The sequence below is a fragment of the candidate division KSB1 bacterium genome, from assembly GCA_034506255.1.
Lineage (GTDB): Bacteria > Zhuqueibacterota > Zhuqueibacteria > Zhuqueibacterales > Zhuqueibacteraceae > Coneutiohabitans > Coneutiohabitans thermophilus.
In genome coordinates this window covers 147,546-173,453 of record JAPDPX010000001.1, presented here as the reverse complement: position 1 = coordinate 173,453, position 25,908 = coordinate 147,546, and the positions used below count along the sequence as shown (strand labels likewise).

Sequence of the window (25,908 nt, the reverse complement as noted above, 5' to 3'; positions counted from 1 at the left end):
ATTTATGGGTGTATTGCCTGCTGCACGCGCGGGCTCAGGCGCACCGCCGGGTGCAAATCGGCCCAGCGCTCGCCATTGACGTATTCCAATACCAAACGGTGATGCAAAAGCCGGCCGGAAGCTTCATCACCTGAGACGCGCCGCGCCTGGCTGATTTTGGTCAAGAGCCCCAGGTCATCATCTTTCACCAAACGGTCATATTCGCGCACCAGCCGGCGAATGGCGCTTTCGGCTTGCTCAGGACTGATTTGGGTGTCGGATTCATCGCAGGCAAACCGCAGCAGGCGCAACAGATCGCGCACCGAGCCGCCGCTGGCCTCGATGAGTTGCATGACGATGTCAGAATTGACAAAGATGGATTCAACCTGCACACGCCTGGCAACGACGGTTTGCAAAGCCTGGCGACCGGCCTGGCACGGGGTGAGGCCATCCGGCTCGTTGATCTTGACCATGGGAATCACGTCGGTTTCGGCAAACGCATCGCCAAGATTCATGTTGAAGAGCAGGGAGATCGGAACGGTGTAAATGATGTGGCAGTGCGGCGCCTTCAGTTGCTCCGCATGCTCGGCAAAAAGAAGGGAATGACTGCTTTGTCCTTCCGGCAGGATTTTGTAATGCATCTTTTCCAGGCCATCGACAATCACCACCAGCCCTTGCCAGCCCTGACGTTGCAACTTCACCTGCACGGCATCCACCAGTTCGTTCAAACGCTGCAGAAAGACCCGCAGCTCTTTTTCCAGGGTCTGGCGGATTTCCAGCTTGCGCGAGCTGCCACTGCGGATCTGGCCGGTAAATGCCAGCAAGATGCGGGTGAGCAAGGGTACGGCTGGCTCAACAGCAAATTCGGTTTTGAGCGCCCCTTCGATGTCGCGCATGCTTTCGTGCGTGAGAATTCTTTCGGCAAACCACTTGTCCAGGTTTTGCAGCAGTGTCTGGGGAATTTTGAGCTTTGCTTCTGACACCGCTTCCGTTATTGCCCGCGCCATCGCCACCAAAACATCGAGGTAATTGAGGTCGCCCAGGTCCAGAACGTTTTCCACATCAAAATAGACCGCAAATAGTTTTTCTTCCCGCAATTTCGCCTGCAGTTGTTTGAGTTCCGTGGATTTGCCACAACCGCGGTGGCCAGTAATCAATTGTTTGTGAAATTGCGGAAACGGCGTGCGGCGAATGCGCCGGGAGATCATGGCCGCCAAATTTTGGCCGCCGCGCACTGCCGTGAGATCGACATAACGGCTGTCATTCGGCTCCAAAGGGATTTCCGGATGGCAGGCGTGATAGGCCTCATCGATATTCTGTGCTGGCTGAAAAGAGGTTGACATGGGTTCTTCTCTAAAATTTGGAGTTCGGCTGTTTTAATAATAAATCCCTCACGAAAAAATTGGCAAATACTATTTGGTCTGTGCCAGCTCCTGTTCCATGATGGCGAGCCAGCCGGCGTTGGCGGGCGGGAGTTTGCCGTTTTTTTGCAGGGCGCGCAGAATCTGCAGCCCGCGGTTGAGGTAGTCCCGTTTTACCGGCGGGGGAGAAATGAGGCCGAGTTTGTAAAAACTGACGACGAGATCGAGTTGGCGTTCGAGCAGGTTGGGCTCCTGGGCCGCCAGTTTCAACCGAATGTCCAAAGCTTTCTCATAATACTGCCGCGCCGCAGAGCCCTCGCCGAGGCTTCTCAACAAATCCCCCATCCGTTCATAACTCACCGACAGGTCGCGGGCGTAGTCCGCCCGATTGGGCTCCTGGGCCGCCAGTTTCGCCGCAATCTCGAGAGCTTTCTCATAATACTGCCGCGCCGCAGAGCCCTCGCCGAGGCTTCTCAACAAATCCCCCATCCGTTCATAACTCACCGACAGGTCGCGGGCGTAGTCCGCCCGATTGGGCTCCTGGGCCGCCAGTTTCGCCCGAATCTCCAAAGCTTTCTCATAATACTGCCGCGCCGCCTCGGTTTCGCCCAACCCCATCATCAAATCCCCCAGATTGCTTGACAAGCGTGGATAAGCCGAATGAGTTGCCGGAAAACATGCCAGCATCTCACGGTTGAGGCTGGCGGCCTCGCTGTAATGACCCCACTTCATCAATTTCACAAGAATGTCTGATCCTTCCCCAAAAGCCGCGTCAACATTCTCCGCCTGCAGCAAATGGCGCACGCCCAAAATCGCTTCGTGAATATTGTGGGTTTGGTTTTGCACGCGCCATTGCCAATAATCCGCGGCGCGTTGGTGCAGGTGGCGCTGCTGCGCCGGCGTGGCGTGCTGCAACAACGGGCCGGCGGTCCAGCGGTGCACAAAATAAAGCTCATGGTCCACCACCGAGAGCAGAGAAAGATTGGCCAGGCGGCTGGCGCTGGCGGCCAGCGGCCTGTGCTCATTGGTGCGCGCCGGCCGGCCAAAGCGCTGAAACGCCAGGCCGGTCAAATCCACCGGCTGCTCGTAAACCGTCGTGCCGAGCAGCAAGTCCCAGTCTGCCGATTGTTGCTGCGCCAAGGCGATCAGTTCGTTGAGCAAAATATCGCGGCAGCCGGCCGCCACCGCGGCTTGCAAAGCCTCGTCCAGCGTTTCCGGCAGGGCCTCGGCAGCAATATTCAGCTCGGCCAGCTTGGCCGCCAGTTTCCTGCTGACGTCGGGAAAGCGCGCCACGCCGCCGCCAAGCAGGGCATCGAGAAATTCCAGCAGGCGCGGGTGACCGCCGACTTTGCGGTAAACCGCCAGCCGCTCTTCACCGGCCAGGGCATTGAGATGGGGCAGCCGCAGCAGCAGCTTGCGCATTTCCTGCACCGAGAGCGGGCCGAGGGGGATTTCCGTGAGCGCATATTTCAACGCGGGCACGGGGTAGCGGCAGGTGAGGAGCAGCCGGGCCCGGAGCGGCAATTCCGCGAGCTTTTGCAGAAAGCCTTCCAACTCCGGATCGCGCAACGTTTGGCAGTCTTTTTCGAGGTTGTCTTCAAAATTATCGAGCAGCAGGAGCACGGGCCAATGCTGCAAAGCCAGCCAGAGCGCAGAGCGGCGCTGTTCATCGGTGATTTCATAAACCGCGCGCAGCGGCGTGGCGCGGCGGCGCAGCTCGTGGTCATGCGGCAATTGCCTCTGCTCGGCGAAGCTCCAAAGCTGGTTGCCCACTTCATGGCAAATTTCGGTTTCGTTGGTGCGGCCCACCACCGTGACCGCCAGCCAGCCTTCTTTGACGAGATTTTCGACGAGGTGCGCCGCGAGCGCGCTTTTGCCGACGCCGCCCATGCCGGTGATGAGGGCGCCGATTTTTTTGTTGTCCGCCAAGGCACGCCGGAGTTGGCGCTGCTGCCGCCTCCGGCCAATGAAGTCACCGACACGGCGCAGGCACAGCCCGGGCACAGCAAAGAGCTGCGGCTGCGGGCGAATACGGTCAAACGGCTGGCGGCGGTCGAACAGCGGCATGTCTTCTCCGCCAAGATACAGCGCGGGCGTGGCATACTCCGGCTCCTGCCCCTTGCCATTTGCCCCTTGCTCCTTGCCATTTGTCCCTTGCCCCTTGCCACTTGCCCCTTGCTGCCTTTCCAACTCCACCTGTCGTCGCGCCTTGCTCAACGCCCACAGCGGCGAGGGCACTTCGTCGTCGGCGAGATGTTGGTAGAGATAACCGGCGAGGGCGGTGGCGTAAGCGTCGCTCACCGGATGCTGCATCGCCACCACCGCGGGAAAGCCGCGCTGCAGCAACTGCGCCGCGAAGCTGCCGAGATCGGCTTCGCCGTCTTTCGCCGCCACGCCGGTCAAACACGAGGCGAGCACAATGAGCGGCACATGCGGGTGGCCGGTGGCGGCAATGGTGTCCGCCAGTTTTTGCGGGGTCACTGCCACGGGGTTGCCGTCGCGATCTTCAAAAATCAAAATGCCGGGCCGGCCGTGACAGGAAATGTGGAGGACATGAGACGGCTCGGCCTCCAATTTGGCACTGAGATTTTCGAGACTGCCTTCTTCGAGAATTTCGACGATGCAGTTGCCGCCGTGACTGGCATGGTCCACGGCGTCGAGGATGGTGCGCAGCTCGGCCTCGAGGTCGAGCAGCGGCTCCTGGGTTTTCTCCTCGTCCGGGCTGGCGATGAGCACGAGCAGGCGCAGGGGCCCGGGGATGCTGGTTGCCGGTTTGGCCGCAGTGTCGATGAGAGAACGGCTCACCGCCACGTGCGGATAAAGCACAAGCGGCAGGTTGATCACCGGGTCGTGGGTGGCTTCAATAGGCAGGGAAAGCACTTTCGGATCGCTGGCACGGAAAGTGATTTCGACGCGCTCGTTGCGACGCTGGGCCTCATCAATGGTATCGTGAACTTTCTTGCCGATTTCGCCGGGGAGCAGAAATTCAGCGAGCTGGCGGCCGAGGCGGTCGAGCAGTTGCTCACGCGAGGCCATGGGCATGGTCCAGCCGCGGGTGACGCCGGCGGCGAGGGCTTTGAGATAGTCTTCATGGGTGAACTCGAAGCCGGCCGGCAAGGTTGCGGACTGCGGCGGCACGAGCATTTCTTCGCCGCGCTGCAGGGCGACGGAGAACTGGCCGTCGGCCGCGCGCGAGAAAACCAGGGCAAGGCGAGTGGTGGGAATGGCCGGCAGCGGCGGGGCCGGCGCGGTTTGCGGTTGCTGCAATTGCTGCGAGATCGTTTGCAGCATGCGCAGCAGGGTTTGGTGGCGTTCGGCCTCTTTTTCGGAGAGCAGCAGCAGCGCGTGATTGACCAGCTCCTGATCGCGGCTGAGGCCGTCGTAGAGTTTTTCCACGAAGCGGTCGGTGGCCAGCGCGGCATCGGCGCCGGGGAGCAGGCGCTGAAAGACCGGCACGAGCAGGCTGCGGGTGGGCAGCTCGCCGCTGCCGAGCTTTGCCATGGCATCCGCCACGGTCGGGTCGGTCAGCAGGCAAAGGATGAAGTGCGACTGTGGCACGGCATGGTGCGCAGCGACAGCCTGCAGCGCGTTTTCAATCCAGCGGCCCAATTTGGTTTTAAAAAGCGGGCCGAGCTTGTCCTGTATGAGTTGACCGTAGAGGGCCTCGCCGGTTTTTTGCACCAGGTCGAGCAGGCCGGCCGTTTGAGCGGCGTGGAAAAGCGCCTTCAAAAAAATCGGAACGCTGAAATCCATAAAGTCTCCCCGCTTGACAAGCCGGGGGCAAGCCGCACAGCAGCCGCCCGGCTCGTGGTTACCCGGAATGTCTCAGGTGGCCGGCATACTGCGGTCACCATGCCATCACCGCGTCTGCGCATGCAAGCGCCGGGCGAAGGCCCGAGGCCTTGCGCGCGCAGCGGCGCGCATGCCACTGCTCACGCGGCCGGCAACAGCAAATCACACAACTCCTGCAGGCGGGCGAGCACCGCCGGCCCGTGCTTGGCGAGTTTTTCCCTGATCTGCGGCAGCGTCAATTCCTGATAGAGCAGGTGTTCCGTCTTGACGTAGAAGCGGTCAGCCAGGCAGATGATTTTCTCCTCCAGGCTCAGCGGCAGGTAATCGCGCACCGGCAGTGGCAGATTCTGCCGCAGCACTTCCGCGGCGGTCAACCCGGCGCCGGTGTGGCGCTCGCACACCAGGGCATGCGCCGGCAGTCCCTCCTGCTCCAGAATCTCCCGTCCGAGGATGGTGTGGCGAATGTAGGGCTCGCGGCCGTGGCAGTGGAGGGCGGGGGCATGGCAGCGCAAGATGCCGATGTCGTGCAGCCACGCGGCCTGCTCGATGAAAGTGAGGTCCAGCGCGGCCCCGGGGTGGCGGTGCAGGTAAGCACGCGCCAGCGCCAGGGCTTTGGCCGCCACCAGCACGCTGTGCACCACCAGCAGGCGGTACGCCGGGCCGGCGGGATCATAGTATTTTTGGATGAGGGTCAGCGGATTGAGCGGGTTGCTGGTCATGGCGGGAATCCCCGTGCGCCGGCGCGGGGCCGGCTTTGCGATGACGCTGGTTGACAGTGGCAACAGGATTGAACGGATTCAACCGCGGTATTTTTGTTTCAGGTGCGAGCGCAGGGCCTTGTGCAGGGTTTTACGGCGCCACTTTTCGCGGAGGCGGGCGCGGTAATCCTGCTTGCGCTGCAGGAGCTGCACTTCCTGCTGCAGCTTTTTGAAATTGGCAAGGCGGCCGGGATCGATCTCGCCGCGTGCGAGCGCCGCTTGCACGGCGCAGTCCGGCTCGTTTTCATGCTGGCAATCGTTGAACCGGCAGCCGGCGGCGAAGGCTTCGATTTCTTCAAAGACTTCCTGCAGGCCTTCGCCGGCCTCCCAAAACTGCAGTTCGCGCATGCCGGGCGTGTCGATCACCAGGCCGCCGCCCGGCACCAGAATCAGCTCGCGCTGCGAGGTGGCGTGGCGGCCGCGATCGTCGGTCGCGCGAATCTCGCGGGTTTTCAGGCGCTGCTCGCCCAGCAGGCGGTTGATCAGGGAGGATTTGCCGACACCGGAGGAGCCCAGAAACGCCACGGTCTTGTGATCGCGCAAGTACTCCTTCAGCCCGGCCAGCCCCTGGCCGGTAACCGCACTCACCACGCGCACCTCGACGCCGGGTGCCACGGCCGCAACATCGGCAAGCCGGGCCCCGACCTCGGGACAGAGATCCGCCTTGTTGAGCACGATCACCGGTTGCGCGCCGCTCTCCCACGCCAGCGCCAGGTAGCGCTCGATGCGGCGCAGGTTGAAATCCTGATTCAGCGAGCTGACCAGGAACACGGTGTCGATGTTGGCGGCGACAATCTGCTCTTCGGTGTGCTCACCGGCGGCTTTGCGGGAGAACTTGCTTTTGCGCGGCAACACGGCAAGGATGACCGCCTTGTGTTCGCCCGGCAACCGCCGCACGACCACCCAATCGCCGACCGCCGGCAAATCCCCGCTGCCCTGTGCTTCATAGAACAGTTTGCCGGCGGCTTCGGCCGGCATTTCACCCTGTGCGGTGTAGAGGCGGTAGGCGCGGCGATGCGCGACCGCCACGCGTCCGGCGGCAAAGCCCTTGTCGCGATAGGGCGCGAACTGCGCCTCGAAGAAATCATTCCAGCCGAATGTTGCGAGCACTTGTGAACCTTTCTCTGCGAAACCAATCAACGTCGCGATCGCCTGCGCATATGCGCTCCGCGGCTGGGCTTTGCGCATCTTCCACCCGCGGCGCGGGCCAAATCCCAACTCACGCTCGCCAAGTTGGGTGCCGCAAAATATCAACTCCCGCCAACATAGTCAATTGGATTGTGGGCGGTGCCGAATTCCGCGGGCGCACAGGTCGCGTTTTTGTGCTTGCGATTGCAGCGCCGTTTCACTAGCTTGCTGCCGGCGTGACAGATTACCCGTCAAAATCCACTGTGCCGCCCATGCGCCGCCAACCGGACTCTTCCCTTGCCGCACATGAAAAACTTCATTCACTCTTTTCCCGCTCTGCTCCTGCTGCTCGTGCCGCTGCAACTCAGCGCCGGCGTCCCGGACGAGGCCGCCACCTGGCTGGCGCGCGGCCGGGAGTTGCTGGCACAAAACCAGCTTGAGCAGGCCCACAAGGCGTTCGAGCGCGCGCTGCGGCTGTCGCCCCAAAATCGTGAAGCCCTTGTCCACCTCGGTCAAATCGAAGTGGCGTGGGGCAAATGGGGCAAGGCCGACGATCGCTTCGAGAAGATTCTCGAGCGCAACCCGAACGATCTCACCGCACATTACTACCGCGGCATCTGCCACCGCGAGATGGCCACCACCAAGGCGCTGCTGCTGAAGAAGATCGATTTCGACAAGGCCGAGAAGCATTTGCGCACGGTGCTGGCACAGGATTCCCTGTTTCAGGACGCGGTGTACCAGCTCGCGCTGGTCAAGCGCTATCGCGAGGATTATGAGGAGGCAATCCGCCTCGGTCATCTGGCGGTGCGGCTGCGGCCGGACCTGCCCGGCCCGCAGGTGGGCCTGTTTCGCCTGTACCGCTATTTGCTCGATCATCGCAGCACCGACGAGGCCCTGCGCTGGCTGGCGCAATGGCAAAACGACCATGCCCGCCATGCCATCGGGGAATGCTACCGCCTGCAGGACCGGGAGGAGAAGGCGGACTCGATTTTCCGCGAGCTGCTGGAACGGCCCGCCACCCTCAATCTGCAGCCGGTGCGCCTGTCGCGGGCGCGTGTATTCTACAACACCGGGCGCGCCCTGCTGGGGCAAAGTTTCTTCTGGCAGGCGGTGGATTCCATCCGTTCGAAACTCGATGCCGATTTCATTTTCGAGGACATGAAGTACATCCTCAGCGACGCCGAGTATGACACCTATCTCAAGTTGCAAACGCCGGAGGAATACCGCGCCTTTTTCCAAAAGATGTGGGTCAAACGCGATCCGCTGCCGGCCTCCCAGGTCAACCTGCGGCTGGCGGAACATTACCGGCGCCTGCGCTACGCTGAAAAAAACTACGCCTTCGATGGCTTCCGCACCTGGTTCAACAGTCCCGACCGCTCGCGCTATCTCAAATACACGCGGGTCTATTTTCTCAATCACGAATTCAACGACAAGGGTTTGGTTTATATCCGCCAGGGCCCGCCGGATGACACCGCCCTCTCCGTCAGCCAGAGGGTGAATCCCAATGAATCCTGGCGCTATTTCAAAACGCCGGAGCGCGGCGAGTTGATCTTCCATTTTGTGATTGCCGACAACGCGGTGGGCAACAACTGGCGTCTCACGCCGGTCCTCACGGATCCCGACATGCTCGCGGAACGGCTGCATTGGGGGCCGGTTTACATGCGGCTGCTCAACGCCAGAGAGAGCGAACGCCTGACCTACGAAAACGAGATGGCCGAGCAGAGCGTGAAAGCGGTGCAAACCGGCCTGGACAGCGACCGCCATACCTGGAGCAGGAAAATCGAACCGCTGGCCATGGCGTTCCAGACGGTGGTGTTCAAGGGCACCGCCGGCCGCGATGAGCTGGCGCTCTATTACGCCATTCCCGCGAATCAGATCACCCGGGATCATCCCGCCGAAGCCGGCCCGATTCTGCTGGAAAAAGGCGCGGTGTTGCATGACAGGAACTGGCACGAGCTGAAACGGGTGGACAAGCAAATCGCGCTGCCTCCGGACTCGCCGCGGCAATTTCCGCGCGGCTTGTTCATTGACGCCCACCATTTCAGCGCGCCGCCGGATTCCTATCACGTCGCCTTTCATGTCCGTCTCGACCAGGTCACGCCCAGCCGGGTGGGCGGCTTTACTTTTGAGCTGGCGCTGCCCGATTACAACAGCGACCGCCTGGTTTTGAGTGACCTGCTGCTGGCCTTCGCGGTCGCGCCCGCCAGCAGTGACGGCCCGTTTGTGCGCAATGGCCTGGCGCTGCTGCCCAACCCTTTCAAGCAATTCAGCCTGAGCCAGCCGGTGCAACTCTATTTTGAGATTTACAATTTGGCCTTGAATGAAGAGGGTCGGGCGCAGTTTCTCCTGCAATACACCGTGCAGGCGCTCAAGGGCAAGTCCGGCGGTTTTGCCGGCCTGTTCGGCGGCGGCGACCGGACGAAAATCTCACTGACCTTCGAGCGCGAGACGAACAGCCGTGACACCTTCGAGCAAACCGGCCTGGATTTGAGCGCAGCCAAGCCCGGCGAGTACGAACTGACGGTGAAAGTCACGGATCGCGTCAGCGGCGCCAGCGCCGAAGCGAAGAGCATGATCCGGCTGGATTGAACAGGGCAGGGCGGGAGGAAAGTGCGCATGGCGAAAACCGCGTTGTTGCTGGGCGCCAGCGGGTTGGTGGGCAGCCATTGCCTGCCGCTCCTGCTGGCAAACGACAGTTATCATCGTGTGATCACCTGGGTGCGCCGGCCGCTGCCGGACCGGCATCCCAGGCTGCAACAGGAGATCGTGAATTTCGACGATCTCGAGGGCAGCGCGGCTTCGTTGCGCGGGGTCGATGAGATTTTCTGCTGTCTGGGCACCACCATCAGGAAAGCCGGCTCGCCGGCAGCCTTTCGCCGGGTGGATTTCACCTATCCCGTCGCGATTGCCCGCCGCGCCGCGCAACAGGGCGTGAAGCAATTCCTGATCGTGACCGCGATGGGGGCGAATCCGCGTTCCGCCATCTTTTACAACCGAGTCAAGGGTGAGGTCGAGCAGGCCTTGCAGCAACTACACCTGCCCGGCCTGCACATTTTACGGCCCTCCCTGCTGCTGGGAAAACGCGCGGAATTCCGGCCGGCCGAACGCCTGGGCATCGCGCTGTTCCGGCTGTTGTCCTTCGCGTTCCTCGGGCCACTGCGACGCTACCGTGCCATCGCCGCGGCCGACGTCGCGGCGGCGATGGTTGCCATTGCGCAACGCGGCCGCACGGGGGTCAATGTTTATGAATCAGAGGAATTGCAGGAGATTGCGGTGGGAAAAAGAGGGGGGGAATTTTGAAACAGGGTGCACACGAACAATCGCGGGCATGCTGCCGCCGCCGGGCGGCGGGTGGCAGCGCAATTTTCCATCCTGCTTCCCTTCGCTCCCTCCCCGGCCGGCTTTTGCCACCCGGCGGCGATTTGAATCGCAACGCGCCACGGCAACGTCTCACCGGCGCTGCACCGTGGCAATCGCAATCCGCTTCGCACCGTTCTTCTTGGCCAGACTGAGCAGATCCAAAATCTGGCGGTGGCTGACGTTCTTGTCGGCGCGGATGACGACCAGGCGGTTGGGATGATCATTCACCATTTTCTTCAGGGCCGGCGCGAGCCGGGCGGGTGCCAGCATCTGGTCGTTGAGCGCGATCTCGCCGCCGGCCGCCAGTGAGATCGTGATGTTGTCCTGCGATTTCGCCTCGACGGTGGCGGCTTTGGGCAAATCGACTGCGAGATTGGAGGGCACATCCAGCAGCGGGGCGGTGACCATGAAAATGATCACCAGCACCAGCGCAATATCCACCAGCGGCGCGAGATTCAAATTGCTGATGATGTCGCCCGAGGGCTTGCCGGAATCCATATCAGAGTTTGCGTTTGACAATGGAAAGTTCCTTGGCGCCCGCCTGCCGCGCGGCATCGAGCAGGGCCACGACGCGATCGTGCACCACCTGCTCGTCGGCGCTCACCACCACCAGTTTGTTGCGGCTCTGGCTCAACAGCCGGCGCAGGCTTTCGTGCAGGGCCTGTGGTGCCACCGGCTGGTCGTTCAACAAAATCACGCCGGCGCGGGTGAGATGGATTTCAATGCACGCATCGACCTGCTTTTCCGCGCCGCCCGCCGTGCCGACCTTGGGCGCCGACACCATGATCTGCGATTGCATGATCATCGGCGTCATCACCATGAAGATCACCACCAGCACCAGCGCCACGTCGATCAATGAGGTCAGGTTGATTTCGGTCAGGCCGCCTTCCTGTTGATCAATTTGCATAACCGTGTTTTCCAGAATGACAGCGGGAGCGGCGCCGGCCGCTGCCATCCGCAGTGGCCGCGCGCGTCATGCCTTGCCCGCCGCGTCGGGGGTCAAACGCTCGTGGTCTTGCGAATGGCAGAGACGCGCGTCGCGCGCTTGAGCCGGCCGGCCGCCTCGTCGTGGGTTTCCTCCGCCGGCATCTGCTCCTGCATCTGCCCGATGCCGATGATCACGCGCACTTTGCGTGTGGCCGCTTCGATTTCCGTCATGATCGTTCCCACCCGGCGCAGGAAAAAGTTGTAGGCAATCGCGGAGGGGATCGCCACGAACAAACCGGCGGCGGTCGCAATCAACGCTTCGGAAATGCCCGCCGCCACCACTGCGGGCCCGCCGGAGCCGGAAACCGCGAGATCATGAAAGGCGCGAATGATGCCGACGACCGTTCCCAACAGCCCGATGAACGGCGCGATGTTGCCCATCGTGCCCAGAATGCTCAAGAAACGCTCCAGCTTGATCTTCTCCTCCAGCGCTGTCGCTTCCATCATTTCCTGCACCCGCTTCTCACCCAGCGCGAGATTCTCCAGGCCGGCGCGCACCACCGCCGCCAGCGGCTTGTGCAGCGTCTGACAGTACTGCAGGCAGGCGCGCGGCCCGCCGCTCTGCATGTTTTTGTAGATGGCGCTGACAAAGGCGTTGGCATCGAGCGTGGTGCGGCGGAAATACAACCAGCGTTCGATGATGAAAGTCACCACCAGCAGGGAACAACCGAAGAGAACGATGAAGGTCGGGCTTTCCCGCACCGTTTCCCAGAAATTGACTTCCATTCCAGGCTCCGAACAAGTCCGTTAGCTCATCTTGATGAAGATCATCGGATAGACGACTTTCATGTACCCGCGCGCGATGGGTTGATACTTCCAGCGCCGGATGGCATCGCGCAATTCCTCCTGAAAGGCCGCAATCGGAATTTGCGAAGAGAGAATCTGCACCTCGGTGACTTTGCCCTCCGCGCTGATCGTCACCTCCACCTCCACCTTGCCGCGTGCTTCCAGGCCGTTCTTCAGATATTTGGTGTAGAGGTATTGCAACCGCCCCATGTTGTCCATCATCACCTGGCGCAGGGATTCCTCCGAACGGCCGCCGGCGCCGCTGGTGGCCTCCTTGCTGCCGGTGATGCGGCCAATGCGTTCGATGGTGACGCGGCCAACCTTGCCGAGCTTGACGCCGGTGCCGCCGATTTCGCCCTTCAAACCTTCGAAGACGCCGTCGACGCCATTGCCATAGCCCCGGCCGTCGCCATTGCCGGTGGCAAAACCCTCCAAAACCGCGGCGCCGATATCCGTGCCATTCCTGCTGCCGTGGCCGTTGGTGAGAAATTTGCCGGCGCCGGCAATGTGCAACACCGGCTCGCTCGACACGCCGGCAACCTCGGCAACGCCCTCCATCACTTTGAGCACGCCCAGTTCCTCCACGTTGGGAGCGGGTGGGCCCGGTTCACCGCCGCCGGCGGGGATGCCGTTGGCAAGCGGGCTGCCGGCCTCGCTGGCGCTGATCGTGCCGCGCGCACGGGTCACGCGGCCCACTGCCGGTTGACTGTTGTCGAAGGCATCAGTCCCGCCGGGCTCCACCTCCAGTTCCTGCTCCGGCGCCTTCTCCTCCGGCGGCAGCTCGGTTTCATCGATGTAACTGATCTCGCGCAGCTCCAGGATCTCGGGCTTGCTCAGTAACGCAGAAGACAGCCAGCCTGCGAAGATCAGGGCATGCACGAACAAGGAACCACTGATGGCGATGCTGAAACGTTGCGAGGGGTGGGCGGCAATGGCGTCCAGCGTCGACAACACCGGACGCGGGCGGGCAGTGGCACCATCTCTGGAAGTTTTAACCTGCGCGGTCCTCATGCAGCAGGATCATCCTAATAAAAAAAGACGATTGTTCGAGTCGGGAGGTGAATCTATGCGGCATAATATACCGGCCGCGGGTGATGGGCGCGGACAAAAGCCGGGCGGAGCGGCTTGCTCATTTTGCGGCAAATGGTTATATTGCGCCCGGTTCGTTAGAGCAGGCTGACATCCACGCGGCCTGCATCGTTTTCACGAGTGTTTTTATCAGCATATTCCATGCCTGCACGTCATGTCATTCTCGGCACGGCCGGCCACATTGATCATGGCAAGACGTCCCTGGTCAAAGCGCTCACCGGCGTGGATACCGATCGGCTGCCGGAGGAAAAAGCGCGCGGCATGACCATCGACCTCGGCTTTGCCCATCTCGATGAGTCCGCCACCATCATTGACGTTCCCGGTCATGAAAAATTTGTCAAGAACATGGTGGCCGGCGTGAGCACCATCGACCTGGTGCTGTTTGTGATTGCGGCGGATGACGGTGTCATGCCGCAGACGCGCGAGCATTTGGACATCTGCGAGCTGCTGCAAATCCCGCGCGGCCTGATCGTGCTCACCAAAATCGACCTGGTCGAGGCCAACTGGCTGGCGCTGGTGCAGGAGGATATTCGCCGGCTGGTGCAGGGCACTTTTCTGGCACGGGCGCCGATCCTGCCGGTTTCGACGGTTACCGGTGCCGGCATGGCGGAACTCAAACAGCATCTCCGCCAGCTCATTGCCGAGTTGCCGCCCCGCCAGGATCGCGGTGTGTTTTGGATGCCGGTCGACCGTGCTTTTGTGATGAAGGGCTTTGGCACGGTCGTCACCGGATCGGTGTTGTCCGGTCAGACGACGCTGGGCGAGGAGCTGGAACTCCTGCCCGAACGCCTGCGCGTGCGTGTGCGCGGCTTGCAATGCCACGGCCACAACACGCCGCTGGTGCAAACCGGCGATCGCGCCGCGGTCAACCTGCAGGGGGTCGCCATCGAACAAGTGATGCGCGGACAGGTGCTGGCGGCGCCCGGCTATTTTGGCCCCACGCGGCGCAGCAATTGTCGCGTCCGCCTGCTCGCCCAAGCCCCCGCGCCGCTGAAACGGCGCACGCGCGTGCGGGTCCATCTCGGCACGGCAGAGGTCATGGCGCGTGTGCTGCCCCTGACCGCCAATGAATTGCAGCCGGGTGAAAGCGGGCTGGCACAATTGCGTTTCGAAAAACCGGTGGCGGTCCGGCCGCGTGATCCTTTTGTCCTGCGCCAGTATTCCCCCCCGCGCACCATCGGCGGCGGCCTGGTGCTCGAAGTCGAAGCCACACGCCTGCGCCGCCGCGATCCCGAGCTGCTGGCCAGACTGGATGCCCTCGAACAACACAGCCCCACCGAACAACTGGTCATGCAATTCCTGCTGCCCGGCCGCCATGCCGTCACGCTGACGCAACTGGCCGCGGAAACCAACACCTCCCAGGAAAGCGTGCAGGCGGCGGTCGAGCAGTTGATCCAGCAGCGCGCGGTGGTGGCCATCAACAAACGCACCTTCATCCATCGCCAGCGGCTGGACGGCTTGTGGCACCAGCTCGCGGCCCTGCTGGCGGAATATCATGAGCAACACCCCACCAAACCCGGTCTGCGCAAAGCCGAGGTGAGCAGTCGCCTGCCGGCGCTGGCCGACACCGCCCTGCTCAATCTGCTGGTGCGCACCGCCAGGGCGGAAAACAAACTGAAGGAAATCGATGCCCGGCTGGCGCTGGCAGATCATCAAATTCACCTCTCCCCCGCACAACAGGCACTGCGCCAGCAGCTTTTGGCCGCCCTGCACGCCGCACGCTACGCCCCGCCCGCGCCACTGGAACTGGCCGCCACCTGCAAAGCTACTGAGGCACAAGTCCTCGAAGTGCTGCAAGTCATGTCACTGATGCAGGAAGTCGTGCGCCTGGGCGAAGGCATCTGGCTGCACCGCGATCACCTCCAGGAGGCACACAAGAGAGTGATTGACTACTTGCGCCGCCATGGCGAAATGACCGTCGGCCAATTCAAACAATTGGTGGACAACACCAGCCGCAAATTTGCCATACCGCTCTTGCAATACTTCGACGCCACCGGCGTGACCCAGCGCCAGGGCGAAGTGAGGGTTCTGGGAATCGAGGGCGCAGAAAGTCAAATCGCGTGATTCCCCCGCTGGACTGCCCGGTCTCTACCTCACCGGGTAAAAATTTGGCAACCGCCCGCAGACAACGGAATCCCCAGCAGCCCTCGACAATGTTTTCGAGGCACAAGAAACGCGATTCTGTTCCGGGAAAACGAGGAGCACCTCATGATCATCACCGCCCCGCGCGGCACCGCCGCCATTCCCGAAGGCCCCGCCACCCTCCCCCCCACTTCACCCGCCGTGCTCGACCAGGCGATTGACCGCCTGCAGGCGCACAAGCACAAATGGGCCACGCTTGACATCCGCGCCCGCATTGCGCTGCTCGACACGCTCCTGCGTGATTATTCGGCCATCGCGGCAGAATGGGTGGCGGCGGCACACACGGCGAAAGGCATCGACCCGGACAGTGTGACCGCCGGCGAAGAATGGCTGGGCGGCCCGCTGTGCATTCACCGCAACCTGCGCCTGTTGCGGCAGTCTCTGTGCGACATCGAGAGATACGGCCGGCCACGGCTTCCCGGCAGGCCAGGGTTGCTGGCGAATGGACAAGTCGCGGCCCCGGTCATGCCGCAGGATCCCTATGAGCGCGTGCTGTACCGCGGCATCTCCGCCGAGGTTTGGATGCAACCCGGCGTGACGCTCGACACGTTGACTGCCACACAGGCCGTGGCTTATCACACACACGCGCGCGGCGGCAAAGTGGCGCTGGTGCTGGGCGCCGGCAACGTCTCCTCCATCGCACCGCTGGATGCACTCTATCAGCTCTTCGTCGAGAACAACGTCGTGCTGTTGAAAATGAATCCGGTGAATGCCTGTCTCGGGCCGTTTTACGAGCGGGCGTTTCGCGCTTTGATCGCCGGGCATTTCCTGCAGGTGGTGTATGGCGGCAGCGCCGAGGGGACGTATCTCTGCCACCATCCCGGCATCGAAGCGCTGCACATGACCGGCTCCGACAAGACTTTCGAAGCCATCGTCTTCGGCAGCGGCCCGCAGGCCGCGCAACGCAAAGCGCAACGCCGGCCGCTGCTGACCAAACCGTTTACCAGCGAGCTGGGCAACGTCACCCCGGTGATCATCGTGCCCGGCCCGTGGACGGACGCCGATATCGCGTTTCAAGCCGCCAACCTCGCAACCATGCTGGCCAACAATGCCGGCTTCAACTGCGTGGCGCTGCGCGTGCTCGTGCAACATGCCCGCTGGCCCCTGCGGCCGCGATTGCTCGCCGCACTGCGGGCTGCGCTCGGCCGCATTCCAACACGGCTGGCTTACTATCCCGGCGCCGCCGAACGCTACGAAAAATTCCACGCCGCGCATCCCGAGGCCGAACCCATCGGCACGGCCGGCAGGGGCAGGCTGCCGTGGCTGCTCATCAGTGATCTCGATCCCGAGGCTTCCTCCGAAATCTGTTTCACCACCGAGTCCTTCTGCAGCACCGCCGCGGAAACCGGTCTGGCGGCCGCCAGTGTTCCCGAATATCTCGCGCGGGCCGTGCAATTTGTCAATGACAAGCTGTGGGGCACTTTGAGCGCGACGCTCATCGTTCATCCCGCTTCCCTGCGCGATCCCGAAATCCATGCCGCGGTGGAGGCGGCCATCGCCAACTTGCGCTATGGCACGGTCATGGTCAATCACTGGGCCGGGTTGGGTTATGGTTTGATCGCCACCACCTGGGGCGCCTTCCCCGGCCATGACATCTATGACATTCAATCCGGCACCGGCGTGGTGCACAACACCTTCATGTTTTCCCGGCCGCAGAAATCCGTGGTGCGCGGCGGCTTCCGCATGTGGCCGACACCGCTGTGGTTCGCCACCAACCGGGTTCTCCACCGGCTGGCGCCCAGGGCCGCCCGTTTTGAAGCGGCACCGGCATGGTGGAAAATCCCCGCGCTGGTCGCGACTGCGATCCGCGGTTGAGCGCGGCTGCGGCCGCAATCTTCCCCCGTCCCGCAGACGGCCAGGGCCGGGACTTTCCGCCACCAGCGGTTCAAAAATTCCCCGTTGCCATCATGGGCTTGCAGATCACCACCGAACAGCAGGCGATGCTCCCGCACCACAACGCTTTCCCACGCCCGGCGTATGCCTGGTATGTCGTGGCCGTGCTCACGCTTGCCGCGATCTCGGCTTACATCGATCGCCTGATTCTCAGCCTGCTGGTCACGCCCATCAAGCGCGATTTCATCCTCAGCGACACCGAGATGAGCCTGCTCATGGGTTTCAGCTTCGCCTTGTTCTACACCCTGCTCGGCCTGCCCATGGGCCGCTGGGCGGATTCCCACAGCCGCAAACGAATCATCATGCTCGGCATCATACTGTGGAGTGTGATGACGGCACTCAGCGGCATCGCGAAAAACTACGGGCATCTTTTTCTGGCGCGCGTGGGCGTGGGGGTGGGCGAGGCCGCACTCTTTCCCGCCGCCTATTCGATGATCGCCGACTATTTCCCCAAACCGCGCCTGGCCCTCGCCATGAGCGTGTTCGGCATGGGCATCTTCATCGGTGCGGGGCTGGCGATGTTCATCAACGGCCTGATCGTGGGACTGACGGCGCAAGCGACGCCGCTGGAATTGCCCGTCGTCGGCACCATCTTCCCCTGGCAGAAGATCTTCTTCGTGATCGGCCTGCCGGGCCTGCTGGTGGCGGCGTTGCTGCTGACAGTGCGCGAGCCGGTCCGGCACGGCGGGCTTGCGGGCACGACTGGCGTGGAGCGCACACAATATCCCATGCGCGCCGTCCTCGCCTACATGCGCGCAAACAAGCGGACCTTCCTGTGCCACCATCTCGGTTTTGCCCTGTTTGCGCTGCACAATTATGCCGCCAACGCCTGGATTCCGCCGTTCTTCATGCGCACTTACGGCTGGGAGGCCGCCAAAGTCGGCACGGTTTACGGTCCGGTCATCGTCGTCTTTGGCACGCTGGGCATCCTGCTGGGCGGCTACTTCACGGATTGGCTGGCGCGGCGCGGCCATGTCGATGCCAAACTGCGCACCGGCCTGACGGCCGCACTCGCCCTCACGCCCGCCATCATTCTCTATCCGCTCATGCCGAACGGTGAGGCGGCACTGCTGGCTTTGATCCCGGTGAATATTTTCGCGAGTTTCGCGTTTGGCGCGGCCACCGCCGCGATTCAGGAAGTAACCCCCAACCAGATGCGCGCCCAGGTTTCTGCACTTTATCTCTTCGTCATCAATCTCATCGGCCTGGGTTTGGGCCCCACGGCGGTGGCGCTGATCACGGATTTTGTTTTCGGCGATGAAAACTGCGTGCGCTATTCGCTGATCGTTGTCGGTACCCTGGCCCTGTTGCCGGCCGCGCTGCTGTTTTGGCTGGGATTGAAACCTTACCGGCGGAGCCTGGCGAATTTGCAAGAACAGGCAGCCGCGCGCCACTAACCCGAAACCTGTCTTGCATCTCACCGCGGCACAAGTTATTTTTCGGCCATCTCAGAAATGCGACCCTACATTGAAGCCTGTCGCCGCCGCATTCGGGAAGCGCGCGTGTCCAGGCAGCAACGTGCGGAACTGGCGCGCGATGTTCGGGGGCTCCAGGCAGTTTTCAGCCAATTCCAGCACGAATCAGCCCAATTTCCCTCCAACATGACAGTGGTCGCGCAGGAATTGGGAACCGATGATCAAACTAGCGAAAATTGACCTTCGCATTGTGGCAACCCGGAAGCCTCTCACGAACAAAACTTCCAAAAAGGAATAAATGGAAGACAAAATCGCCGTTTTTATCGATCTTGAAAACCTGGTTTTGGGCGACAAACAGCCGGCCATCGGCTTTGACGTTCAAAAGATTCTCGAACGCTTGCTGGAAAAAGGCAAGATCGTCGCCAAACGGGCATATTGCGATTGGGAGAAATATCCCAAGGAAAAACTGGCGCTGCACGGCGCCGCCATCGATCTCATCGAGATTCCGCACCGCGGCATGACCGGCAAAAATTCCGCGGACATCCGCCTGGTGGTCGATGCGCTCGACATGTGTTACTCCAAGGAGCATATCAGCATCTTCGTCATCGTCTCCGGCGACTCGGATTTCAGCCCGCTGGTCTCCAAGCTCAAGGAGAATGGCAAAACCGTGATCGGCGTGGGCCGCAAGCAGTCGTCTTCCGAGCTGCTGATCAGCAATTGTGACGAGTTCATTTTTTATGAGGATTTGTTCCGCCCGGTGGGCGAGCCGCCCAAAATCAAGGGCCTGCCGCGCAAAAAGGCGCAGGTGATGTACTGGCTCATCGACGCCATCCAGGCATTGATGCGCGAAAACAAGGAGGTCTTGCTGGCCTCGACCATCAAACAAACCATCAAGCGCAAACGGCCCTTCTTCGACGAAGGCGAATTCGGTTATCACTCCTTCTCCGAGTTGCTGGAGGATGCCCAGGCCAACGGCATCATCAAGCTCGATCGCCACCCCAAAAGCGGCACCTACATCGTGACCGGCTACGGGAAAACATGAATGAAGAACAGCCTGCGTACTTTTTGAACACCCCTCTCCCACGAAAACGAAATCCCACGAAAATGGTTTTGGGTTGTTTTCGTGGGAGAAAAATTGAACTCATGCCCGACCATCCTCTCCCGTTGACTGAAGGTTTCCCCAAAGACGCAAAATTCTTCTTTCAGGGCAGGACTTGACGAGGCGGCGCCCTGCCCGAAGATCACGAGTGTCATTGCATGTGATCACTCCGGTTTCCTGACAAACAAAACTGCGATGCTTCAATCACCCCGCCTTCATCGCGCCCGCGTGATCATCCTCCTCCACGCGCAGCCAACAACAAACCGTTTTTCATCATGCCGCAAGTCCGGCTGATGGTTGTAATTGTGAAAGTGTGAAAAGGCAGCCAGGAGAGAAACAACGAAATTGGCGGTGGGATGCCAGCGCGCCTGCCAACGTAAATGCAAACTGCGCGCGACGATTCCGGAGGGGAATTTTTCGTGGTAGGATTGTCCGGTGGGAACGGCGAGCCAGGGCTGATCGAACGGCGTGGTGATGCGACCTTCGCCGCGACGGCGATATTCCAGGAGGAGTTGCGTCCAAACCTGCCGGCCGGCATACGCGCTCGCATGCGCCAGCCAGCGCTCAAAGTCATTGCCTAAAAAATGCGCCAGCGGCTGCTGGCGGTGCAAGAACTTCTCCCAATCGCGCTTGGTTTTGTAGGTGCGGTTCGCCACGCGCGTGAACTCCACACCCAGGGTTACGCCGCGGAGGCCAAGCGGATCAGCGACGCGCCCGCCCACCAACAGGCCCCACTCATTTGGCTCCAAATCCGTGCTGTCCACGTTTTCAATTTGAAAATCATCGATCAGCCATTGGCCGTAAATCTCCAGGCCGGCTCGTGGCAGGAACAGCGCGTCAAAGGCGACCGCAGTGTTGGCGTTGAGATCGCCGTTGAGCTGCTCCCCGTGATACAGCAACAGCGGATTGAGCATGAGCCATTCGAAGCGGCGGTGCGGGCCGCCAGACAGCACCATTTGTGAAAATGCCAGGCGCAGCCGCTGCGGCAGAATTTCCGCTTCCAAACGACCGGCGGCGAGATAGCGGGAGGCAAACCCGCTGCGCAGAGCCTGCGCGAGCGAATCCGGCGTGAGCCAGGGGTCGAGTTGGGCCGCGAGATACACCAACCGCAGCCGCACCAGATCGAATTGCAAATGCAACTGATCGAGCGCGCGGCTGTAGTCGGAAAGCAACAACGAAGCATCGAACCCCCGCCCCCACTTCACATAATCCCGCCCCAGTTTCACGGCATATTTGCCCCGCTCAAAACGGACATAAGCCTGCTCCGTCAACCCGGTAATGTCGCGCCAGCGCTTGCCGAGGTATTCAGGTTCATCGGACACGCCGAGATCGACACGCATCACATTCACCAGCGTCAGCGCGGGCGCGGGAGAAATCACCAGATAACTGCGCACCCCCAGGCGCGAATGCGCGGCAATGAAATTGCGCTCGCTGGCAAGATCCGGCGGCAGGGTTTGCGAGCGGCCGGCAAAGTCCAAGCCGGCGATCATCACCGGCCCGGTTGTGGTGTCATTGACCGCCGCGGCTTTGCACCAGCGCCGCCAGAATTCCTCCGCGCCACCCTGCCCGCGCAATCCGGAAAGGGCCGCGGTGCCGGTGACACGGCGCAGGGGGAGCGCCATCTGTTGCAACGCGAGCACGGGATGGCGCAGAGCGAGTTCCTCGAGATGATCATTCTGCCAATGCCAGGAGGGTGGCATCGCCAGGAGGCTTTGCGCTCCCGCTGCCACGGCGGAGGCCAGCACTGCTGCCGGCACAATTGCCGGGAGGTATGGGCGAATCATCAACGGTCACTCAAATATGCCGGCGGATGAGGACCCAATTTGCGGCAACGCGCGCAACCGCAGACCACCGCGCGGAGGTTGCGGATTATTGCGCCCCGGCGTGTGGTTGTGAAATCACGCACGGTTGCGGGCATGTAGCTGCAACGGCCGGGCCGTCGCATTAAAATCTCCGGAGTTTCACGACGCCGCGCGTTGGCACACCGCCGGGTTGGAAATGTTTTCGCTGGGAAGCGGTTTCTGCATTCTGAGCACCCGTGCCGGCACGCCGGCCACGATGGCATTGGCAGGCACGTCTTTCGTCACCACGCTGCCGGCGCCGACAATGGCGTTCTCACCGATGGTGACACCGCATAAAATCGTCGCACCGCTGCCGATGCTCGCACGCTTTTTCACCAGCGTCGGCACCACCTGCCAGTCGCTTTCGGTTTGCAGGCGGCCAGCGGCGGTGGTGGCGCGGGGATAGCGGTCATTGATGAAGGAAACGTTGTGGCCGATGAACACTTCGTCTTCGATGGTTACACCTTCGCAAATGAAGGTGTGGCTGGAGACTTTGACGGCGCGGCCGATGCGGGCGTTCTTCTGAATTTCGACGAAGGCACCGATTTTGGAGTCGTCGCCGATTTCACAGCCATAGAGATTCACGAAGGCGAAGATTCGAACGTTCCTGCCAAGCTTGACATCTGCTGATATTCTTTGATAGTTTTCCACGAGAACTCCTTGCGGGAATGTGTGGCGAGCGGCACGACGCGTCCGCCGGAGCGCAGCGATTGCTCGGCCGCTTCCAGAATGCGCACGACATTGCAGCCGGCGGTGCCGTCGGTGAGCGGCCGGCGGCCGGTGCGAATGCAATCCGCGAACTCCGCTGTCAACCGGGAGAGTGCCTCCGTTTGATCGATTTTGGGGGCGTACATGTCGCCCATGCGATATTGCACCAGCGTCTGATACACCGATTCCTTTTCAGTGATCTCGACGCCGCGGTTGTAGACTTTCACTTTTTCGCTGGGCTCCATGTCGTCATAGACCACCATGTGCTTGCTGCCGCCCAGCAAAATGCGCCGCACCTTCACCGGCGACAGCCAGTTGACGTGGAAATGCGCAAGCAATTGGTCGGCAAAATGCACGGTGAGGTAGGCAACGTCCTCCAGGCAGTTGTAGTGGCTTACTCCGACCGCCGAGACCGAAACCGGCTCGCGATCGATGAGATGATCCATGATCGACACATCATGCGGGGCGAGATCCCAAATCACGTTGGTGTCGTGTTGAAACAGGCCGAGATTGACGCGCACCGAGTCGAAATACAGAATGTCGCCGATTTCACCGCGCTGGATCATTTCCTTGATTTTGCGCACGGCGCCGGTGTAAACAAAGGTGTGATCGACCATCAGAGTCAACCCCTGTTCGCGGGCGAGGGCAATCAGCTCGCGGGCGTGCTCGACCCTGGTGGTCATCGGCTTTTCCAGCAGAACGTGTTTGCCGGCGCGCAATGCCCGCAGCGCCAGGGGATAGTGGGAGGATACCGGCGTGGCGATCGCAAGTGCCGTCACCTCCGGGCGCTGCAGCAGACTTTCAAACGAGGTCGTCACTTCGGCATTGGGAAACACTTTCCGAATCTTGTGCAGACGCTGTTCTTCAATGTCACAACAAACCACCCCCTCCACCCCCTCGGTCGCAAAGAAATTACGCACCAGGTTGGGACCCCAGTAACCAAGGCCAACGACACCGATCTTCATGAGCATATCCTCAACCAGATTATTTGGCACCTTTTCCGAAAAGCATCACCGGGATGGTTTTCAAAATCAGGGGCAAATCCAGCAGCAGGGAGGCATTTTGAATATAGTAGAGATCGAGTATGACCATGTCGTCGAAGCCGACCAGGCTGCGGCCGCTGACTTGCCACACACCGGTGCAGCCCGGGGTCACACTCAATCTTTTTTTGTGCCAGTCTTCGTAATTTTCCCATTCATAAGGCAGACAGGGGCGCGGCCCCACCAGACTCATGTCGCCCTTGATGACGTTGAAAAGCTGCGGCAGCTCATCCAAACTGGTTTTGCGGATGAAGCGGCCGACGCGCGTGATGCGTGCTTCGTTGACGATCTTGGTCATTCCGTTGTGGCCGTTGTTGTGCGACCGGCCGCGCATGAACTGCAGCATGGCGCGCTTGCGTGTGTCGTCGTCATCGCTGCCGGTGACCATCGAGCGAAACTTGTAGAAGTGAAACGGCCGGCCGTCCTTGCCCATGCGAATTTGCCGGAAGAGCACCGGTCCGGGCGAGTCCAGCTTGATGGCGATCGCAATCAGCATCATCACCGGTGCAAGCAAAATCAGGCCGGCAGTGGCGAGCGTCACATCCAGGGTGCGCTTGCACAGCTTGTGCAGCCGGGTGGGTTTGGCCGCACTGAAGCCCACCACCGGGATGTTGCCGTAACGTTCCGTGGACAGGCGCTCCGCCACGACTTCATACAATGGCGAGGCGATCTTGACGGTGGCCGTGGTTTGGCCGCACCAATCCAGCACGTCCAGCAGCCGTTGCGGCGCGACCTCATCGAGACAGACCAGGATCTCATCGATGCGGTGGCGGTGCACCACGTCCTGGACCTCATCCAGGCGTCCCAAAACGCGGAGTTGCTCGAACACGCGCGTGCCGGGCGCCAGTTCGTCATCCAGGAAGCCGGCCACCCGCAGGCCGTAGGGATTTTTCAGGCGCACCGTGGCCGCCATCATGCGGCCGGTGGTGCGGCCGCCCAGAATCAGGGCCCGGCGGCGGTACAAATCATGTTTTGTCAGAAAGAGAAAGAGACTGCGAAACAGCACGATGCGGGTGAACACCAGCAGGCTGAAACTGATGAGAATGAAACTGAAGGGCGCGAAACGGCTGACAATGATGACCTGTGCATTTTTAATGAAGGAAAACAGGGTCAGGCCCAGCACGGCTGCGAAAATGCCGTTGCCAATGCGCACCACGTGGTCGGCCAGCGAGAGAAACACGTTGATCTTGTACAGATCGTAATGCCGGAAGATCAACACCACCACGGCGCCGTAGAGTGCACAAAACAGAATCTCGGGCCGGTATGCGTCCCACACGGCGGCCGGCGAATGCAATTGTGAGTCCGCGCCATACGCCAGCGCCAGAAGGAAGGCGGTGTTGATGCTCACCCAATCCAACAGGGCGAGCAGATACTTGTGCGGTGCTCTTTTAATCAGGCGTAGCATTGCAAGCGTTTCCAGCCACTCCGTTTCGACGCAAGTCCAGAATCAACTCGGTGATTTGTGCGGGCAGGTCGGGATTGCCCGGTGTGAAGGCAGCCGGGCGGGGGCGGGGCCGCAGGGGAATGTTCTCTATTTGCCGGGCCTGCTCGATGAAAGTCAGGCGGCCGGCTGCCTGCAGATACTCGTCGAGATAAGGCCGCCGGCCGGTGAAAATGCTGTAGGTGGGCACGCCCAGCAATGCGGCTTCGCGGTTCATGGTGCCGCCGCCGCTCACCACGACATCCGAGGCCCACAACAGTTGCAGGCCGTCCACGGCACGTTCGAGCACCCGCACGTTGGGCCGCCGGCACAGCGCCTCCGGCAGCAGCCGGCGTTCTGCCGCGGTGCGATTGACGATCACACACTGCACATTTTGTTGCGCGGAAAAGACCTCCAGGCAGGCGCGAAACAGGGCTTCGCTCCCGGCATCGTGATAGTTCCCCAAAAGGCTCGGCGGCCGCAGCGTGACGAGGCTTGCCCGTGGATCGAGCCCCAGGGTTTCGCGAAACGCCGGATCAGGCACGAAATCGCGCAAATAAATTTCCTCCTTGAAACCGGCGTAGCGAATGACCTTGTTGAGCTTGAATCCCGCCTGCGCCAGGCGCTGGTCGGGAATGACCGCCGGTATGAGCAAATGCGTGGCGAGCGTATTGAAGATTCTCGCTTCGGTGTATTCATAATCTAGCATCAAAAGCGCCGGAATGCCGAGACGCGCGGCGGCCATGAGCTGCGTGCGCGAACCATGACTCACCGCCAACGTGACCGCTTTGTCACGCATCACGCGCGCCAACTGCCGGCTGCGCTGCAGCAGATTCACCACTTTGCCGACCTTGCTCCCGCCGCCATGCCGGCCCAGCAGCAGGTGTGGAATTTGCCATAGCATTAAAAGTTCTCTGGTCTGTGCAAAATCCCGCGCCGTGATGAAATGTGCCTGCTGCCGCCGGCGCAATTCCGCAAAAATTGGCCGAAACAAGGGCACATGCGGCGAGTTGTCGAGATCAAACCAGATCATGCCTGGATGCTGGATGCTGGATACTGGATAGTCGTTTTTGAGCACTCATCACAGCCCCATTGCCTCCTTGCCTCGTT

General features: G+C 61.3%; 19 protein-coding genes. 6 read left to right on the top strand and 13 right to left on the bottom strand.

The window, feature by feature from the left end:
• Nucleotides 1-2 precede the first annotated feature (2 nt).
• The 4 genes from ONB52_00695 to rsgA form a co-directional block, all read right to left on the bottom strand.
• Nucleotides 3-1,322: a hypothetical protein gene (locus ONB52_00695; protein MDZ7414656.1), complete on the bottom strand. Its 1,320-nt coding sequence runs from the start codon at nt 1,320-1,322 to the stop codon at nt 3-5.
• 69 nt (nt 1,323-1,391) lie between these two features.
• Nucleotides 1,392-5,093 carry a CHAT domain-containing protein gene (locus ONB52_00690; protein MDZ7414655.1) on the bottom strand — a complete coding sequence of 1,234 codons (3,702 nt, stop codon included), beginning with the start codon at nt 5,091-5,093 and terminating at the stop codon, nt 1,392-1,394.
• Nucleotides 5,094-5,272: 179 nt separating this feature from the next.
• Nucleotides 5,273-5,851, bottom strand: coding sequence for an HD domain-containing protein (locus ONB52_00685; GenBank protein MDZ7414654.1), 579 nt, complete (start codon nt 5,849-5,851; stop codon nt 5,273-5,275).
• 78 nt (nt 5,852-5,929) lie between these two features.
• Nucleotides 5,930-7,000 (bottom strand): ribosome small subunit-dependent GTPase A, encoded by a 1,071-nt coding sequence (gene rsgA / locus ONB52_00680; GenBank protein MDZ7414653.1) that lies wholly within the window; start codon nt 6,998-7,000, stop codon nt 5,930-5,932.
• Nucleotides 7,001-7,324: 324 nt separating this feature from the next.
• Between rsgA and ONB52_00675 the strand changes: the two genes are divergently transcribed.
• Both ONB52_00675 and ONB52_00670 read left to right on the top strand, forming a co-directional pair.
• Nucleotides 7,325-9,607, top strand: a complete 2,283-nt coding sequence (locus ONB52_00675; protein ID MDZ7414652.1) for a GWxTD domain-containing protein — start codon at nt 7,325-7,327, stop codon at nt 9,605-9,607.
• 27 nt (nt 9,608-9,634) lie between these two features.
• Nucleotides 9,635-10,318, top strand: coding sequence for an NAD(P)H-binding protein (locus ONB52_00670; protein ID MDZ7414651.1), 684 nt, complete (start codon nt 9,635-9,637; stop codon nt 10,316-10,318).
• A 150-nt stretch (nt 10,319-10,468) separates the two neighbouring features.
• Here the strand turns inward: ONB52_00670 and ONB52_00665 are convergent, their stop codons facing one another.
• The 4 genes from ONB52_00665 to ONB52_00650 all read right to left on the bottom strand — a co-directional run bounded on the left by ONB52_00665 (nt 10,469) and on the right by ONB52_00650 (nt 13,162).
• A complete protein-coding gene (locus tag ONB52_00665) occupies nt 10,469-10,876 on the bottom strand; it encodes a biopolymer transporter ExbD (protein ID MDZ7414650.1) in 408 nt (135 codons plus the stop codon).
• A 1-nt stretch (nt 10,877) separates the two neighbouring features.
• Nucleotides 10,878-11,285 carry a biopolymer transporter ExbD gene (locus tag ONB52_00660; GenBank protein ID MDZ7414649.1) on the bottom strand — a complete coding sequence of 136 codons (408 nt, stop codon included), beginning with the start codon at nt 11,283-11,285 and terminating at the stop codon, nt 10,878-10,880.
• A 92-nt stretch (nt 11,286-11,377) separates the two neighbouring features.
• Nucleotides 11,378-12,091, bottom strand: coding sequence for a MotA/TolQ/ExbB proton channel family protein (locus ONB52_00655; GenBank protein ID MDZ7414648.1), 714 nt, complete (start codon nt 12,089-12,091; stop codon nt 11,378-11,380).
• A gap of 21 nt (nt 12,092-12,112) precedes the next feature.
• The gene (locus tag ONB52_00650) at nt 12,113-13,162 is read right to left on the bottom strand and encodes a TonB family protein (GenBank protein ID MDZ7414647.1); all 1,050 of its coding nucleotides are present in this window, start codon (nt 13,160-13,162) and stop codon (nt 12,113-12,115) included.
• Between the two features lie 219 nt (nt 13,163-13,381).
• On the opposite strand from ONB52_00650, the gene selB reads away from it, so the two are divergent.
• From selB to ONB52_00630, 4 genes are all read left to right on the top strand, one after another.
• The gene (gene selB / locus ONB52_00645) at nt 13,382-15,304 is read left to right on the top strand and encodes a selenocysteine-specific translation elongation factor (protein MDZ7414646.1); all 1,923 of its coding nucleotides are present in this window, start codon (nt 13,382-13,384) and stop codon (nt 15,302-15,304) included.
• Nucleotides 15,305-15,448: 144 nt separating this feature from the next.
• Nucleotides 15,449-17,197 (top strand): aldehyde dehydrogenase family protein, encoded by a 1,749-nt coding sequence (locus ONB52_00640; protein ID MDZ7414645.1) that lies wholly within the window; start codon nt 15,449-15,451, stop codon nt 17,195-17,197.
• Between the two features lie 125 nt (nt 17,198-17,322).
• Entirely contained in the window at nt 17,323-18,672 is a 1,350-nt protein-coding gene (locus ONB52_00635) for an MFS transporter (GenBank protein ID MDZ7414644.1), read from the top strand.
• A 316-nt stretch (nt 18,673-18,988) separates the two neighbouring features.
• Nucleotides 18,989-19,732, top strand: a complete 744-nt coding sequence (locus ONB52_00630) for an NYN domain-containing protein (protein ID MDZ7414643.1) — start codon at nt 18,989-18,991, stop codon at nt 19,730-19,732.
• Between the two features lie 272 nt (nt 19,733-20,004).
• Here the strand turns inward: ONB52_00630 and ONB52_00625 are convergent, their stop codons facing one another.
• From ONB52_00625 to ONB52_00605, 5 genes are all read right to left on the bottom strand, one after another.
• Complete coding sequence (locus ONB52_00625; GenBank protein MDZ7414642.1) at nt 20,005-21,573, bottom strand: capsule assembly Wzi family protein; 1,569 nt, start codon at nt 21,571-21,573, stop codon at nt 20,005-20,007.
• A gap of 177 nt (nt 21,574-21,750) precedes the next feature.
• The gene (locus tag ONB52_00620) at nt 21,751-22,281 is read right to left on the bottom strand and encodes an N-acetyltransferase (GenBank protein ID MDZ7414641.1); all 531 of its coding nucleotides are present in this window, start codon (nt 22,279-22,281) and stop codon (nt 21,751-21,753) included.
• Nucleotides 22,212-23,303, bottom strand: a complete 1,092-nt coding sequence (locus ONB52_00615; protein ID MDZ7414640.1) for a Gfo/Idh/MocA family oxidoreductase — start codon at nt 23,301-23,303, stop codon at nt 22,212-22,214. Before ONB52_00615 ends, ONB52_00620 begins: the two co-directional genes overlap by 70 nt.
• A gap of 19 nt (nt 23,304-23,322) precedes the next feature.
• Nucleotides 23,323-24,783: a sugar transferase gene (locus tag ONB52_00610; GenBank protein MDZ7414639.1), complete on the bottom strand. Its 1,461-nt coding sequence runs from the start codon at nt 24,781-24,783 to the stop codon at nt 23,323-23,325.
• A complete protein-coding gene (locus ONB52_00605; GenBank protein MDZ7414638.1) occupies nt 24,767-25,831 on the bottom strand; it encodes a DUF354 domain-containing protein in 1,065 nt (354 codons plus the stop codon). The genes ONB52_00610 and ONB52_00605 overlap by 17 nt, the downstream gene beginning before the upstream one ends.
• Between the last annotated feature and the right edge of the window lie 77 nt (nt 25,832-25,908).